Annotated in this window: 6 protein-coding genes, 4 tRNA genes and 1 pseudogene; 2 read left to right on the forward strand and 9 right to left on the reverse strand. The window is 37.9% G+C overall.

Annotated elements, in window-relative coordinates; translation table 11 throughout:
- Positions 1-69: 69 nt before the first annotated feature.
- Positions 70-1080, forward strand: a complete 1011-nt coding sequence (locus EQ827_RS02965; RefSeq protein WP_181189501.1) for a linear amide C-N hydrolase — start codon at positions 70-72, stop codon at positions 1078-1080.
- A 103-nt stretch (positions 1081-1183) separates the two neighbouring features.
- Here EQ827_RS02965 and rpoC read toward each other — a convergent pair whose 3' ends face one another.
- From rpoC to EQ827_RS02990, 5 genes are all read right to left on the reverse strand, one after another.
- Entirely contained in the window at positions 1184-4843 is a 3660-nt protein-coding gene (gene rpoC, locus EQ827_RS02970) for a DNA-directed RNA polymerase subunit beta' (protein ID WP_181189502.1), read from the reverse strand.
- A 14-nt stretch (positions 4844-4857) separates the two neighbouring features.
- Positions 4858-8511: a DNA-directed RNA polymerase subunit beta gene (gene rpoB, locus EQ827_RS02975; RefSeq protein WP_181189506.1), complete on the reverse strand. Its 3654-nt coding sequence runs from the start codon at positions 8509-8511 to the stop codon at positions 4858-4860.
- A 236-nt stretch (positions 8512-8747) separates the two neighbouring features.
- Positions 8748-11225: an ATP-dependent Clp protease ATP-binding subunit gene (locus tag EQ827_RS02980; protein ID WP_181189503.1), complete on the reverse strand. Its 2478-nt coding sequence runs from the start codon at positions 11223-11225 to the stop codon at positions 8748-8750.
- A gap of 598 nt (positions 11226-11823) precedes the next feature.
- A complete protein-coding gene (locus EQ827_RS02985; RefSeq protein WP_181189504.1) occupies positions 11824-13161 on the reverse strand; it encodes a M20 family metallopeptidase in 1338 nt (445 codons plus the stop codon).
- Between the two features lie 22 nt (positions 13162-13183).
- The gene (locus EQ827_RS02990) at positions 13184-14713 is read right to left on the reverse strand and encodes a YfcC family protein (protein WP_181189505.1); all 1530 of its coding nucleotides are present in this window, start codon (positions 14711-14713) and stop codon (positions 13184-13186) included.
- A gap of 320 nt (positions 14714-15033) precedes the next feature.
- Between EQ827_RS02990 and EQ827_RS02995 the strand changes: the two are divergent.
- Positions 15034-15712 (forward strand): annotated as a pseudogene (locus EQ827_RS02995) (hypothetical protein).
- A 62-nt stretch (positions 15713-15774) separates the two neighbouring features.
- Here EQ827_RS02995 and EQ827_RS03000 read toward each other — a convergent pair.
- The 4 genes from EQ827_RS03000 to EQ827_RS03015 all read right to left on the reverse strand — a co-directional run bounded on the left by EQ827_RS03000 (position 15775) and on the right by EQ827_RS03015 (position 16223).
- A tRNA-Pro gene (locus tag EQ827_RS03000) sits at positions 15775-15848 on the reverse strand.
- 10 nt (positions 15849-15858) lie between these two features.
- Positions 15859-15930, reverse strand: a tRNA-Gly gene (locus tag EQ827_RS03005).
- Positions 15931-15953: 23 nt separating this feature from the next.
- Positions 15954-16027: transfer RNA gene (locus tag EQ827_RS03010), tRNA-Arg, on the reverse strand.
- A 122-nt stretch (positions 16028-16149) separates the two neighbouring features.
- Positions 16150-16223: transfer RNA gene (locus EQ827_RS03015), tRNA-Arg, on the reverse strand.
- Between the last annotated feature and the right edge of the window lie 22 nt (positions 16224-16245).

A 16245-nucleotide genomic window follows, 5' to 3' on the forward strand; every position in this document is an offset into this window, starting at 1 on the left:
GCTCACGCTCTAAAATTTTACTCTTGCCTAAATATGTTAAAATACTTGCAAAAGTTAGGAGGAATTATTATGTGTACAAGTATTTCAATACAAGCCACCAATCAAGATACCTTTTGGGGACGAACAATGGACTTTACCTTCGATCCCTTTAAACCTAGTGTTGATAGTAAAATCACTGCTTACCCTCAAAATTTTAAAATTCAAGGCATGCAGCAAAGCTGGACTACTAAATATGCTTTTGCCGGCGTTAATGTTAATGATTCTCTTTTTTTCAATGACGGTATTAATAGTGCAGGCATTGCTGGCGATGCGCAATATTTAGAAGAAGCCTCTTGGGATACCGCAGAAAACTTACAAAAGCGATCTCTAAAGCCGATAATTGGCGAAGAGCTAGTAGCCTATGTGCTCAGTAACTTTGGAAGCATCGCTGAAATCAAAGCTGCTTTCACTCATTTTGGACAGGTCAAAACCGACTATCCTGATTGGGAAGCTGCGCATACTGGTATCCCGACTCCTATTCCAATGCATTTTACTTTTTGCGATAATAATAATCACAGTATCATCTTAGAGCCAGTAAACAACGGAGCTTTTAAAATTTATGATGGTATTGGTGTCATGACCAACAGCCCAGAATATCCTTGGCACTTAGATAATCTTCGCAATTATATACACTTACACAACTACAATTTAGGTCACCAACAACTAACCAGTCAGCTGAATCTACAACAAATTGAAAGTGGTTCTGGCTTAGTTGGCTTGCCAGGTGATTATACAGCTCCTTCACGTTTTGTTCGCAGTACTTTTCTTTCTAAATATTTAGCTCCTTTTGAGAGACACCAAGGAATTACCCAATTATATAATGTTTTTAAAACTGTTATGATCCCTCAGGGTATTGAACATGTTGCTAGTGATAGTGATACTTGTGATTACACAGGCTATTGGTCAGGTTATGACCTTGCTCAAAGATGTCTATATGTGCAACCAGAAGATTGCCTGACAATGACTAAATTTGTTTTAAAAGCCGATCTTAAGCAAAAAACAACCGTTGCCATTAATCATGATTTTCAAACTGCTGATTAAGTTTAATTTACCAGACACAAAAAGGGCCGGACAAATATTGTCCGACCCTTTTAAATTAATATAATTTGTAAAACACTATTGGAACAGCTTTTTTAAAATTTTATTAACGTTGCTTATCTTGATAAGCTTTTAATTTTTCTTCCACATCAGCAATGCTGATTTTATCGTCAGAATCAGCCTTGATACCTACACCGACTTTTTCAGGCTCCATATGCCGATATTTAGCCATTCCTGTACCTGCAGGTATAATCTTACCAATCATTACGTTCTCTTTCAAACCAACTAATGGATCATTCTTACCACGGATAGAAGCATCCGTCAAAACTCGGGTAGTTTCTTGGAAAGAAGCCGCCGACAAGAAGCTATTAGTTTCAAGAGAGGCCTTAGTAATACCAAGTAAGACCGGTGAGCCCGTAGCTGGTAATTTACCAGAAATCAATGCATCTTTATTATCTTCAGTAAATTCACCAATATCTACTAATGAACCTGGCAAGATATCAGTATCACCTGGATCCAAAATTCGAATTTTACGTAACATCTTCCGCACCATAACTTCAATATGTTTATCACTGATATCAACACCTTGCATCCGATAAACCTTTTGCACTTCAGACAGCAAGTAATTTTCTGTGGTTTGGACATTAGTTACCTTAATTAATTGTTTAGGATCGATTGACCCAGCAGTCAACTTACTACCACGTTGGACTTGATCACCTTCACTGACAGCCACACTAGCTGTATAAGGAACGCTGTAAGTGCGTGTATCAGTTTTTCCTTCAACCGTAATTTCTCGAGTATGTTCAGCAGGATTCTCATCAATTGCTGTGATTGTGCCATCAACTTCCGAAATTGTTGCCAAACCTTTAGGGTTACGAGCTTCAAAAATTTCTTCAACCCGGGGTAGCCCTTGGGTAATATCTTCGCCACCAGCAACACCACCGGTATGGAAGTTTCTCATAGTCAACTGCGTACCAGGTTCACCAATTGATTGCGCAGCTACAACCCCAACAGCTTCACCAACTTCAACTTCTTCGCCAGTGGCTAGGTTGCGGCCATAACACTTTTGACATACTCCATGAAGCGTATTGCAGGTAAAGGCACTCCGAATTGTTACTGTCGTAACACCAGCATCAACAATCTTCTGAGCTAGGTCTTCATCCATTAAAACATTCTTACCCGCAATTAAATCATCAGTTTGTGGATCATGAACCTCTTTTTGAGTATAACGACCAACTAAACGATCATATAAAGGTTCGATTACTTCATTTCCGTCATTAATTGCTGAAACTTCAATACCACGATCAGTACCGCAGTCTTCTTCACGAATAATGACATCTTGGGCAACATCTACCAAACGTCTGGTCAAATAACCAGAGTTAGCAGTCTTCAAGGCTGTATCTGTCATACCTTTACGAGCACCGTGAGTTGACATAAACATTTCCAAAACCGACAAGCCTTCCCGGAAATTAGAAGTAACTGGAACTTCCATCATTCCTCCGTTAGGAGCGGCCATTAAACCACGCATACCGGCTAACTGAGTAAAGTTAGAAATGTTTCCACGTGCACCAGAGTCGGACATCATTGAAATTGGGTTCTTCGGATCAAAACTATCAACTAATTGTTGTTGAATTTCATCTTTAGCATCATTCCAAATGCTGACTACCCGATTATGCCGTTCTTCATCAGTGATTAATCCACGCCGAAATTGCTTGGATACAGTAGCTACTTGTTTATGAGCACCATCAACAATAGATTGTTTATCTTCCAATTGTGGAACATCTGCTACCCCAACCGTTAAGCCGGACAAAGTACAAGCAGTGTAACCCAACTCTTTCATGTCATCCAACAATTCTGAAGTTCTTTGAACTTTATAAATCTTAAATACTTGCGCAATAATATCACTTAAATAGCCCTTCTTAAAAGGATCTGTTAAAGGCATATCTTGCAAGCGTTGGTGGATATCTTCACCTTCATTTAAGAAATATTTATCAGGAACTCCATTAATGAGGTTAGCTTGCGTTGGTTCATTCAAGAAAGGCATATTCTCAGGCAAAATACGATTAAAAATAACCTTCCCCACACTAGTAATCATAATCCGATCACGATCAGCGTCGGCAAAAGCAAAATTATTTAAAGATTTAGTTGAAAGACCAATCCGTGTATGCCAGTGCACAACACCATTTTGAAAGGCCATTTCTACTTCATTCATATCTTTAAAAATCATACCTTCGCCTTCACGACCACGTTCTTCCAAGGTTAAATAATAATTACCTAGCACGACGTCCTGTGAAGGAGTAACGATTGGCTTACCATCTTTCGGAGCTAAAATATGATGAGCCGCTAACATTAACATCCGTGCTTCAGCTTGAGCTTCGTCAGATAAAGGAACATGAACCGCCATTTGGTCACCATCAAAGTCGGCATTATAAGCTTCACAGGCCAATGGATGCAAACGAATAGATTTTCCATCTACTAATACTGGCTCAAAAGCTTGAATACCCAAACGGTGCAATGTCGGTGCCCGGTTCAAAAGTACAGGACGTTCCTTAATTACATCTTCTAAAACATCCCAAACGGCATCATCTTGACGCTCAATTTTACGCTTAGCATTTTTAATATTAGAAGCCAATTCACGTTTAACTAGCTCATGCATGACAAATGGTTTAAACAACTCTAAAGCCATTTCACGAGGTAGGCCACATTGATAGAATTTTAGGGTTGGTCCAACATCGATAACTGAACGTCCAGAGTAATCAACACGCTTACCCAGCAAATTCTGACGAAAACGTCCTTGCTTACCTTTTAACATATGCGATAAAGATTTCAATGGGCGGTTTCCTGGACCAGTTACTGGACGGCCACGACGACCGTTGTCAATTAAAGCATCAACTGCTTCTTGCAGCATACGTTTTTCATTTTGAACAATAATATTAGGAGCATTTAAATCCAAAAGACGTTTCAAACGATTATTACGATTAATAACCCGACGGTATAAATCATTTAAATCTGAAGTAGCAAACCGTCCACCTTCTAATTGCACCATTGGTCTTAGATCAGGGGGAATAACCGGGATACAATCCATAACCATCCATTCTGGACGATTACCAGATTTTTTGAAAGCATTTAAGATATCCAAACGTCTAATTGCCCGAGTACGTTTTTGTCCAGTAGCTGACTTCAATACTTCTTTTAATTGAGTTACTTCTTTGTCCAAATCAACGGCTTCTAAAAGCTCTTTTATACCTTCTGCACCCATTTTAGCTACGAAGGAATTGCCATATTCTTGGCGTTTTTGACGATATTCAGTTTCTGTTAAAAGCTGCTTGTTTTCTAAATCAGTATTGCCAGCTTTAATAACCACATAGGCTGCAAAATATATAATTTCTTCTAATGCACGAGGACTCATATCTAAGACTAAGCCCATGCGACTAGGAATTCCCTTAAAGTACCAAATATGGGTTACTGGAGCTGCTAATTCAATATGACCCATGCGTTCGCGACGAACCTTGGACTTGGTAACTTCAACACCACAACGATCACAAACAATACCTTTATAGCGAATACGTTTATATTTACCGCAGGCACATTCCCAATCTTTGGTGGGTCCAAAGATACGCTCATCAAACAGTCCATCACGCTCGGGCTTTAAAGTCCGATAATTAATCGTCTCTGGCTTTTTAACTTCACCATAAGACCAGCTGCGAATCTTATCTGGTGATGCCAGGCCAATCTGCATACTTTCAAACTTATTGACGTCTATCAATTGGCAACCTCCTCTTAATTGTCGCTGTTATCACTATTATCCGAACTTAGACTATTAATTTTGTCCATTAAAGTGTCCAAGTTAGGTTGCTGTTCTTGTTTCTTCTTTTCTTCAACTTCGGCTTGTTCTTGAGCTCGCTTTTGCTCTTGTTGCTCTGCAAGTCGGGATAGTGCATCTACACTATTAGCTGTAGCATCTTCGTCCATATCCCGCAATTCTAACTCATGATGTTCATGATCAAGAATTTTCATATCTAGACCCAAAGATTCCAACTCCTTAATCAAAACTCTGAAGGACTCAGGTACACCTGGCTTAGGAATTGTTTGTCCCTTAACGATTGCCTCGTAGGTGTTAACCCGGCCAGTCACATCATCTGATTTGTAAGTCAAAATTTCTTGTAAGGTATAAGCTGCACCATAAGCTTCTAGTGCCCAAACTTCCATTTCACCAAAACGCTGGCCACCAAATTGTGCTTTACCACCAAGAGGTTGTTGGGTAACTAATGAGTAAGGTCCAATTGAACGGGCATGAATCTTATCATCAACCATGTGAGCTAATTTCATATAATACATAACGCCGACAGCAACCCGATTATGGAATGGTTCACCAGTGCGGCCGTCATATAAAACAGTTTTAGCATCAGAAGCCATATTAGCTTCTTTAACAGCTGCCCACAAGTCATCATCACTAGCTCCATCAAAAACTGGTGAAGCAATATGAATTCCTAAAGTACGTGCAGCCATTCCTAAATGCAATTCCAAAACTTGACCAATATTCATCCGCGAAGGAACACCCATTGGGTTCAATAAGATATCAATTGGGGTTCCATCAGGCATATAAGGCATATCTTCTTCAGGGACCACAATTGAAACCGTTCCTTTATTACCATGGCGTCCAGCCATTTTATCGCCGACTTGAATTTTACGTTTTTGAGCAATATAGACCCGAACCATCGTATTAACGCCAGGACTCAGTTCATCTCCCGCTTCGCGAGTAAAGATTTTGACATCTTGAACAATACCGCCACCGCCATGAGGTACTCGCAGTGAAGTATCCCGCACTTCGCGAGCCTTCTCACCAAAAATTGCATGCAATAAGCGTTCTTCAGCACTTAATTCAGTTACACCTTTAGGTGTAACTTTACCAACTAAGATATCGCCATCCCGAACTTCAGCCCCAATCCGGACAATTCCGCTTTCGTCCAAATCTTTAAGGGCATCTTCACCAACATTAGGAATTTCCCGTGTGATTTCTTCAGGTCCTAATTTAGTATCTCGAGATTCTGATTCATATTCTTCAATATGAATTGAAGTATAAACATCATCACGTACTAAACGTTCTGATAAAACAATAGCATCTTCATAGTTATACATATTCCAAGTCATAAAGGCAATTAATGGATTTTGTCCTAAAGCAAGCTCTCCTTCTTGCATTGCAGGACCGTCAGCAATAATTTCACCTTTTTCAACATGATTGCCTTTTTCAACTATTGGTTTTTGGTTATAGCATTTCCCCGCATTAGAACGCCGAAACTTCATTAAATTATACGTATCTAAAGTGCCATCATCACGCTGAACTTTAATTACTTTAGCATCTACATACTGCACAATCCCAGGATCATGAGCTAATAGTGCAGTCCCGGAGTCATGAGCGGCAACATATTCCATGCTGGTCCCTACTAAAGGTGAATGCGGCTTGATTAAAGGCACAGCCTGACGCTGCATGTTAGCACCCATCAAAGCCCGGTTGGAGTCATCATTTTCCAAGAACGGAATGCAGGCTGTCGCTACGGAAACAACTTGTTTTGGAGAAACATCCATATAGTCAATCTTGTCAGCGGTTGTTTCAATATTATCATCTTGATGCCGAGCCAAAATTCGCTCTTCAGCAAAAGAACCATCTTCATTTAAAGGTGTATTAGCCTGAGCAATAACATAATTATCTTCTTCATCAGCGGTTAAATAATCGATTTTATCAGTAACTTTATGAGTATCCCAAGAAACACGTCGATAAGGGGTTTCAATAAAACCATACTTATTAACGACACCATAAGTTGCTAAATTGTTAATTAAGCCGATGTTAGGCCCTTCAGGAGTTTCAATCGGGCACATCCGTCCATAATGAGTATAGTGAACATCCCGGACAGCATAACCAGCACGATCACGGGTTAACCCTCCTGGTCCCAAAGCTGAAAGACGCCGCTTATGAGTTAGCTCACCTAAAGGATTATTTTGATCCATAAATTGAGATAACTGCGAAGAACCAAAGAATTCTTTAATCGCTGCTACAACAGGACGGATATTAATTAATTGCTGTGGTGTCACAGTGGCTGTGTCTTGAATAGACATCCGTTCACGGACAACTCTTTCCATCCGCGATAATCCTAGACGGAATTGATTTTGTAATAATTCTCCCACTGAACGAATACGACGATTACCCAAGTGATCGATATCGTCAACACTGCCAATACCTTCTTGAAGGTTAAAGAAATAATTAATTTCTGCAATAATATCAGCTGGAGTTATATGCTTAACTTTTTCGTCAATATTATCATTACCGATAACATTGATAACCTTATCTTCATCTTCGCGTGAATAAACTTTAATAATTTGTAACTTAACGGGTTCACCTAAAATGCCTTCATCAGAAGGTTGGAAAGTAACTGCTTTAAAATCAGGATTCTTCAGATATGGTGATAACTTATTCATTGCATCACGATCTAATTTGGTATCTTTTTTCAAGATGATTTCACCAGTATCTGGATCAGCCAAAGTTTCAGCTAAAGTTAAGCCTTGTAAACGAGTTTTCAGATTTAATTTTTTATTAACTTTATACCGACCTACAGGCGCAGTATCATAACGCTTCGGATCAAAGAAACGCGCATAAAGCAAAGAACGTGAACTTTCGGCAGTCTTAGGCTCACCAGGACGTAAACGTTCATAAATATCTTTAAGGGCTTCAGCAACACGTGAATCAGAAGGATCTTTATGGACATCTTTTTCAAGAGTTAAATTTAAAAAGTCACTATTATTACCAAAGATATCCAAAATTTCATTATCTGAACCAAATCCTAAAGCACGCACTAACTCAGTAATGGGCAATTTACGAGTCCGGTCAATACGCACATAAACGATGTTTTTAGCATCGTTATCAAATTCTAACCAAGCACCACGGTTAGGAATAACAGTAGTTCCATAAATCATTCGACCGTTTTTGTCAGCTTCTTCAGTATAGTAAACGCCTGGAGAACGTACTAATTGTGAAACAATGACCCGTTCGGCTCCATTAATAATAAAAGTTCCTTGTTCGGTCATTAATGGAAAATCGCCAAAAAAGACATCTTGAGTCTTAATTTCACCAGTTTCATGATTAGTCAAACGTAAAGTAACGTGTAATGGTGCTGAATAATTGGCATCATGATTACGTGCTTCACTGACAGTATATTTCGGCTCTAAAAGCTTATAGTCAACATAGTCTAAAGATAAAGTGCCAGCAAAATCATCTATCGGCATAATATCTTGAAACATTTCCTTTAAGCCTTCGTTCAAAAACCAATTATAAGAATTAGTTTGAATGTCAATTAAGTTTGGTAATGGCAAAACTTCTTTGATGCGAGCGTAATTACGCCGTGTCCGATGTTTCCCGTAATTGACATTGTGAAAACGAATTTTTTCTTTCGTCAAGCTGTTCACCCTTTCAATAAAATCTGAACACCCAATGTTACAATTTGGTTACAAATTAGTAAATGACACTTTTTGAGCAAAAAAAAACCAAAAATAGCCCATGCTATTTTTGCCTTTTTATGATTCCTTATCGGACAATATTTCGATAAAGAATACGCATCATCATGCCACGCTAATTAGTCACGATTTATAATATAATAATTATCTCCTTCTGTCAACAATTAAGATTTAACTGTTTCAGGATGATGAATATTAAATTTCAATTGCTGCTTTGAAGCTCCCACTGCCAAACGATCACCAGCTTGTAATTGATTAGACAATAATAAATCACTAATCTGATCTTCCACTTCCACCTGGATAGTTCGACGCAAAGGTCGAGCACCTAACTGAGGGCTATATCCTTTTTCGACCAGATAATCAAGTGCCTTCGGTGTCAGGCGCAACTGGATTTTTTGTTCCTGCAAACGTTCAATTAGACCATGAGCCATGATTTTAATAATTTGGTGTAAATCTTTTTTGGTCAACTCATGGAAAACTAAAATATCATCAATCCGGTTTAAAAACTCAGGTCGGAAAAATTGCTTGGTTTCAGCTAATATTTGTTGTTTCATAGTTTCATACTGATCGTTCATTGTCGGTTCGCTGAAACCTACAGTGTGTGCATCCCGTAAGGTAGTAGCACCTAAATTAGATGTCATAATTATAATAGTATTGCGAAAATCTACCCGCCGGCCCTTGGAGTCAGTTAAAAATCCATCATCTAAGACTTGCAACAACAAATTAAAAACATCTCGATGAGCTTTTTCAACTTCATCTAGTAAGATGACTGAATAAGGATGATTGCGCACTTGCTCAGTTAATTGGCCGCCTTCTTCATAACCAACATATCCTGGTGCAGACCCAACTAACCGTGAAGTACTAAATTTTTCCATATATTCCGACATATCAATTCGAATAATATCATTTTCGCTGCCAAACATGCTGGCTGCCAATGCTTTCGCTAATTCCGTTTTTCCCACACCCGTAGGTCCCATAAACATAAATGAACCAATTGGGTGTCGAGGATCTTTTAAGCCGCTGCGAGCACGCCGAATGGCACGGGCTACTGCATTAATCGCTTCTTCTTGCCCAACTACACGGCGGTGTAATTCTTTTTCCAAATTCAATAACTGACGTGATTGCTGCGTAGTCATCTTAGTGATTGGCACACCTGTCCATTGTGACACCACAGCTGCAATGTCACTGGCAAGTACTCGTGGCTGGCGCCGTGTCCGCTTTTGATCCAGCTCTTCTTGATGGACTAAAGCTTGTTGGGCCGTCATTTCTTCTTGTCGATACTGAGCAGCTTGTTCAAAATTCTGCTGAAGAATTGCTTGCTCTTTGGCCTCAGACTTCTTATTTAAATCCTGTTCAAGTTTTTCTGACTTACTGAGTGGCTGCTGCTGATGTTCTTTGATATGAACCCGAGCACTGGCTTCATCTACTAAATCAATTGCCTTATCAGGTAAAAAGCGATTAGGTAAATAGCGCTGAGAAAGTTTAACAGCAGCCTGTAAAGCCTCATCAGTTATTTTAAGTTGATGGTGAGCTTCATACTCTGGCCGCAAGCCCTCTAAAATTGACAAAGTATCACTACTATTAGGCTCAGAAATTTGCACCTTAGCAAAGCGCCGAGCAAACGCTGCATCTTTTTCAATGTACTTTTGATATTCGTCTAAGGTAGTGGCACCAATCATCTGTAATTCTCCCCGTGAAAGAGCGGGCTTTAAAATATTGGAAGCATCAATAGCACCTTCAGCGCCGCCAGCACCAATCATTGTATGCAACTCGTCGACAAATAAAATAACATTCTGAGCATGGTAAATTTCATTAATAATTTTTTTGAGCCGGTCTTCAAATTCACCACGATATTTAGTTCCTGCGACAAGTGAACCCATGTCTAAAAGCATTAATCTTTTATCAAGCATTTCTTCAGGAACGGTTTTTGCAATAATTCTTTGTGCTAAACCTTCGACAATTGCCGTTTTGCCAACACCAGGTTCTCCTAACAATACAGGATTATTCTTAGTGCGGCGGCTGAGAATTTGTATAGTGCGTTCAATTTCTTCATCCCGGCCAATCACAGGATCTAATTGTTTTTGCCGGGCAAACTCTGTCAAATCACGCGCCAACGAATCTAAAGTAGGCGTGTTACTCTTAGTAGATGCATTATTTCCAGATATCTGTGCAGACCGTTTTTTATTATTTTTAGAAGAAATACCCATTTTTTGTAATAGAAGTTTGCGCGTTTTGACTACACTAACACCCAAATTAGTTAAAATTCGAGAAGCCAAGATAGTTTGATCACGCAATAAAACCAATAAAATATGACTTGTGCCAATTTGCGGAGCCTCTAACATTTTGGCTTGTTGACTAGCCTCTTCTAAAATTTGCCCTGCCCGTGGTGAATAAGGCAGATACATCATATTTTGTGCTTGGAGATCATCAATGCCATAACCAGTTATAGCCTCAATTTCATCGTGAATATCTTCTGCTGAGACTGCCATATCAGTAATCGTCTTAGCAGCTACACCTGAACCTTCTTTAACTAAACCATATAATATATGTTCACTACCCACTGCATGGTGGTGAAATTTCTTAGCTGCCTGCTGGGCCAAACGCAGTGACTCTTTGGCACTTGCAGTAAATATCTCTTTCATCAACAACAGCCCCCTATTCTCATACTGTTTTGCAAGTATACCACAATTGTAATAAATGTGATAAATTAGAAGCTTGTCCGTAAAACAGGCAAAACTAATAATTTTATAGTTCTTTTGTATGAAATAATTATAATACTTTAGAATGTTCTTAGTACTGTTTAGTTTTTAATTATATCAATATAATTTTTCTAATCTAACTTAAGAGATGTTTAGATTAATCCAACATCCAATGAATTAGCATAATTAAAATTCAATCTAAATTTTCTTGTTATAAAGCCCAATTTTTTTACAAATATTTATAACTAAATTTTTTTATTCACATCAACCCAATTAGTAAAAACATCCACTTAAAAAACTGAATTTAACAGTATTGGCATAATGAGAGTGATATGACCAAAAACACGTAAGACGTAGGTAAAAGCTATTATCCTACATTTAGTTAGTTTTAACTGTCAAAAACATTTAATGAAAAAGTTTCTTTTAATTTATCATCAAAAAGTTATCTAAATAAAAAAGCATTGATATATATTTATATCAACGCTTAAAAGCACGAAAACAATTCTAATCTAAATGACTAATTATTGTGATTGATAGTTGTTTAATTTTGACCCACAATTTGATAAATTGCTTCAGCATAAATTTTCATAGCTGTAAACATCTTATCTAACTCCCATTGTTCGTTAACTTGATGCATATAATCTGGTACGCCTGGTAACATTCCACCAAAGGCTACACATTGAGTCATTGTTCGTGCAAACGTTGCACCGCCAGATATTTGTGGTTGCGTATTATCTCCAGTAACGGCATGATATACAGACATTAAAGTTTGTACTAATTCACTATCTTTAGGAACATATAAGGGCTCTAAATAATCAAAATTTTCATATTTTAAATCATACTTTGCCACTTCTTTTTCAAGTTGCGCAATTAATTGGTCATGATCCACAGTTACGGGAATACGCATATCGATTTGCATCCGTGTTTGCTCTTCATTAATCTCAATATTAGACAAATTGATTGTTAAATGTCCTGATGCTTCATCTTCTACATCGCCTAATAAATTCTTTCCAGTTGCATCTTCCTTGAAACATTTACCAATAAAATCTAAGGGAGCAAAGCTAAACACTTTGTCTAAGGCCATAGCTAACCTTAAAACAGCATTTACCCCCTGGGGTGCTAACATAGCATGCACAGATTTGCCAAGAACGATAATTTCATCACCATTATCCTTATAATCAAAATCTAACTCATCTAAAGCTTGTTTTACCTTATCTAACTTAGGACCACTATAAGCAGCCTGAGCCGGTACAGCATTAAATGGATTTTTCATTGAAAGCTGCACTTCTTTAGAGCCTGGACCGATTAAATAAGATTGCTGCAATCCTTTTTCAGCATAAGTTACGGGGAATTCTGAATCAGGAGAAATACCATGTGTTATAGGCTCTTCCTTTTTGTTATATTGTGCAATGCAGCGCCAAAGTGTTTCTTCATCAGTCCCAAAAATAAAACGTATTCTCTCTTTAAACTTAATCCCAGCATCCATTAAAGCCTTTACTGCATATAATGCGGCTATTGATGGGCCCTTATCATCTTGAACACCACGTCCATAAATTACCCCATTTTTTACGACTGCCTTAAATGGATCGCTATCCCAATCCTTAGGATCACCAGCTGGAACAACATCCATATGCCCAAGTATGCCAAATATGCTTTTTCCTTCACCTACTTGAGCATATCCATAATAACCATCAGGATCAGTATAAGTTTCAAATCCTAATTCTGCACAAATTTTCATCATTTCATCTAATGCTGCTCGAGGTCCAGTTCCAAAAGGAGCGCCTTCTTCTTTCTCTGTTAAATATGAAGGCTTAGCCACTAATCGTTTTAAAGATTCAACCGCTTCCTGTTCATGTTGATCAGTTATAAAATTTCTCATATAGATAGATTCTCCTTAATAATCAAATAATTGCCAGGATTCCTAAAAAGATGCAACTAACAATAAAAAGATATAGCATCAATTTAGCAATCCACTTCCACCAAACACTAATATTAATATGAGCAATTGCCAAAGCACCCATTACAACACCAGAAGTTGGAGTAATTAAATTAATCCAGCCTGAGGCCGCTTGATAAGCAGTGATAACGGCACTACCATCAACTCCAGCAAACTTACCCATTGGGCCGATTATGCTCATTGTTGCTGCTGCAAGACCTGAAGTAGAAGGAATTAAAAAGGCCATCGGAATATAAAATATATATGTAATAATGATGAATACACTTTGTGAAAGCCCTTTGAGTCCTAATTCACCCCAATGTAACACAGTGGCAGTAATTAGACCATCGTTCATTACTACTTGAATGCCTCTAGCTACAGCTACAATAATTGCAACGCTCAAAAAATCAGCCATACCTGCTATAAAGGCATCAATATATTCGTTTTCGGACATTTTAAAAGAAAACATAACTAAAACAGACATAAAGAAGAATAGTGCTGTTATTTCATTGAAATACCAACTTCCTAAGGGCACTAATTTACTACCTACCAAATGCCCAATAATTGGTAAATTACTCAGCCATTTATTAAAGGAATCAAAGAAAGTCCAATTCTTATTGATAGAATTCCAAGGAACTAAACTTATAATCATCAAAACAAAAGTTAAAGCAAATATCCAGAGTACAATTTTTTGTTGTTTGGTCATACTAACTTGCATATCACTTTTTGGTATTGTAAAACGCTCTTCATCTTCTTTTCTTTGATTGTAAACTAAAGATTTATTGGGATTCTTTTCAATTGTTGAGGCGTAGTGGTAAACATACCATATACTCAAAGCTACTACAATAACTAAAAATACCACTCGAGAAATTAATCCTTTACCCATTGAAATATGCAACGCTTGTGAAGCAACACCCGTCGCAAAAGGATTAACTGTTGAAGCTAAACATCCAACTTGTGTCCCAACTAGCACAATAGAAACCGCTACCAAAGAATCAAACCCTACACCCATCATAACGGGAATTAATAAAGGGTAGAAAGCAATTGTTTCTTCGGCCATACCATACGTAGATCCACCTAAAGCAAATAAAATCATTAAAATTGGAATGAGCATCTTCTCTTTGCCTTTATATCTGTGAACAACAGCTCCAATACCATCATCTAAAGCTTTTGTTTTATTAACAACACCTAAGAACCCACCAATTACAAGAATAAATAAAGAAATCTGGATAGCACCATCAGTATGATCATTACCAACCATTCCATAAATTGGAGCCATAAAAACATCCCAAATGCCTTGAGGATTAGCCTGAACCATCTTATACGTATGCGCAATGATATTGCCAGCTTTATCAGTTGAATATTGCCCTGCTGGGATAATCCAAGTTAAAATTGCTACGAAACCAATAATAAAAAACAAAATCGTAAACGCAGATGGCATTTTAAAGCGCTTTCTTTTATGCTGCTTCACCACATTCAAAATTAGTCCCTCCATGTTCTTTTTCCTTAATTATAACGTAAATATAACGCTGAAACAAACAGCAAATAAAAATTTATTTCGGATCCTAAATAAAATATTTAATAAAACCAATTACAACAAAAAACGTGTTAAGTCATTTTAACTATGAAAACAGTATTAAAACCCCTATTAAGAGATATTATAAAATAAAAACTACATTCTTTATTGCGTAAGAATTTCTTACTATATATCATATCGCAGATTCTATAATTAACTCGAACAGCCTTAATCTAAAAAACCCAAAGTAATTTCTTTACCTTGGTAGTTACGACACAACCATGAAAGCAGGAATTAGTTTGAGCACTACTGCTTTACCGCAGTTTGACCGCAGAGCAACAGCCCTTTTACACCAACAAGGCAAAACGCAACAACAAATCGCTACTGCAGTCGGCGTAACTAAGCCCACTATCTGTACGGAATTACAACGGATTCAACCTTATGATCCTCTCTTAGAGCTCAACATGATGCCGATCAAAAAAAGAAGGCATTGTGGTCGTAAAACGATTTTAAATGAACCACTTAAGCAATTGACGGTTTTATCCAGTCATGGGCAAAGCAAGAGTTGTTTAGTGACATTTATCGAACGAAGCAGGCGCTTATTTTGGGCTCTGAAAGCTCAAAATCGGACGGTTCTCTTTAAATCAGGCCTTTGCGAGCTTTATACAGCGTTTTAGCAGCACAGTGAAAAGCATTACGGTGGATCATGATAAAATAAAGAATTTGCCTAGTATCAAAGCTTATAACAGCGCTATGGCGTAATCTATAATCCTTATTGCCTTGGGAAAATTGCCTTGGGAAATGGGCAGCAATGAGCACTTTAACCACAATCTGCGCTGATTCTTTCCTAAGAAAACTGACTTTAAACAAGTAACTGCCGATCAAGTGTTGGCAGCAATTGAGCTGATTAATAATCGACCTTTAAAACTGTACAATTATCATACTGCCATTGAAGCTTTTAGATCTTGTTCGGATTAAACTTGTAATCTGCTATATAGAAAATAACCATGGTTTTTATGCTTAATATAAGCAAATAAAAATCGGGAAAACAAGATTCGAACTTGCGACCTCTGCGTCCCGAACGCAGCGCTCTACCAAGCTGAGCTATTTCCCGAAATAAAAAAAGCGGAAGACGGGATTCGAACCCGCGACCCCCACCATGGCAAGGTGATGTTCTACCACTGAACTACTTCCGCACAAAAAATATTTAATTAACTAATGCACCCAGTAGGAGTCGAACCTACAACCTTCTGATTCGTAGTCAGACACTCTATCCAATTGCGCTATGGGTGCGAAAAATTACATAAAAATCAACTCGGATAAGTACATCTATCACTTTTTAAAATCATATATATGTTTTACATAATCATAAAAAGGAAAAACACCAGTTAAAACGCAAATATCCAATTGACTAATGCACCCAGTAGGAGTCGAACCTACAACCTTCTGATTCGTAGTCAGACACTCTATCCAATTGCGCTATGGGTGCATATTCATTATAATGCCGAGGA

The organism is Bombilactobacillus bombi (genome assembly GCF_013607485.1).
Classification (GTDB): Bacteria; Bacillota; Bacilli; order Lactobacillales; family Lactobacillaceae; genus Bombilactobacillus; species Bombilactobacillus bombi_A.

Bases quoted from the DNA above. Each gene is read 5' to 3' on its own strand.
- EQ827_RS02965 (WP_181189501.1), top strand. From the start codon at position 70: ATGTGTACAAGTATTTCAATACAAGCCACCAATCAAGATACCTTTTGG.
- EQ827_RS02985 (WP_181189504.1), bottom strand. From the start codon at position 13,161: ATGAGAAATTTTATAACTGATCAACATGAACAGGAAGCGGTTGAATCT.
- EQ827_RS02980 (WP_181189503.1), bottom strand. From the start codon at position 11,225: ATGAAAGAGATATTTACTGCAAGTGCCAAAGAGTCACTGCGTTTGGCC.
- EQ827_RS02990 (WP_181189505.1), bottom strand. From the start codon at position 14,713: ATGGAGGGACTAATTTTGAATGTGGTGAAGCAGCATAAAAGAAAGCGC.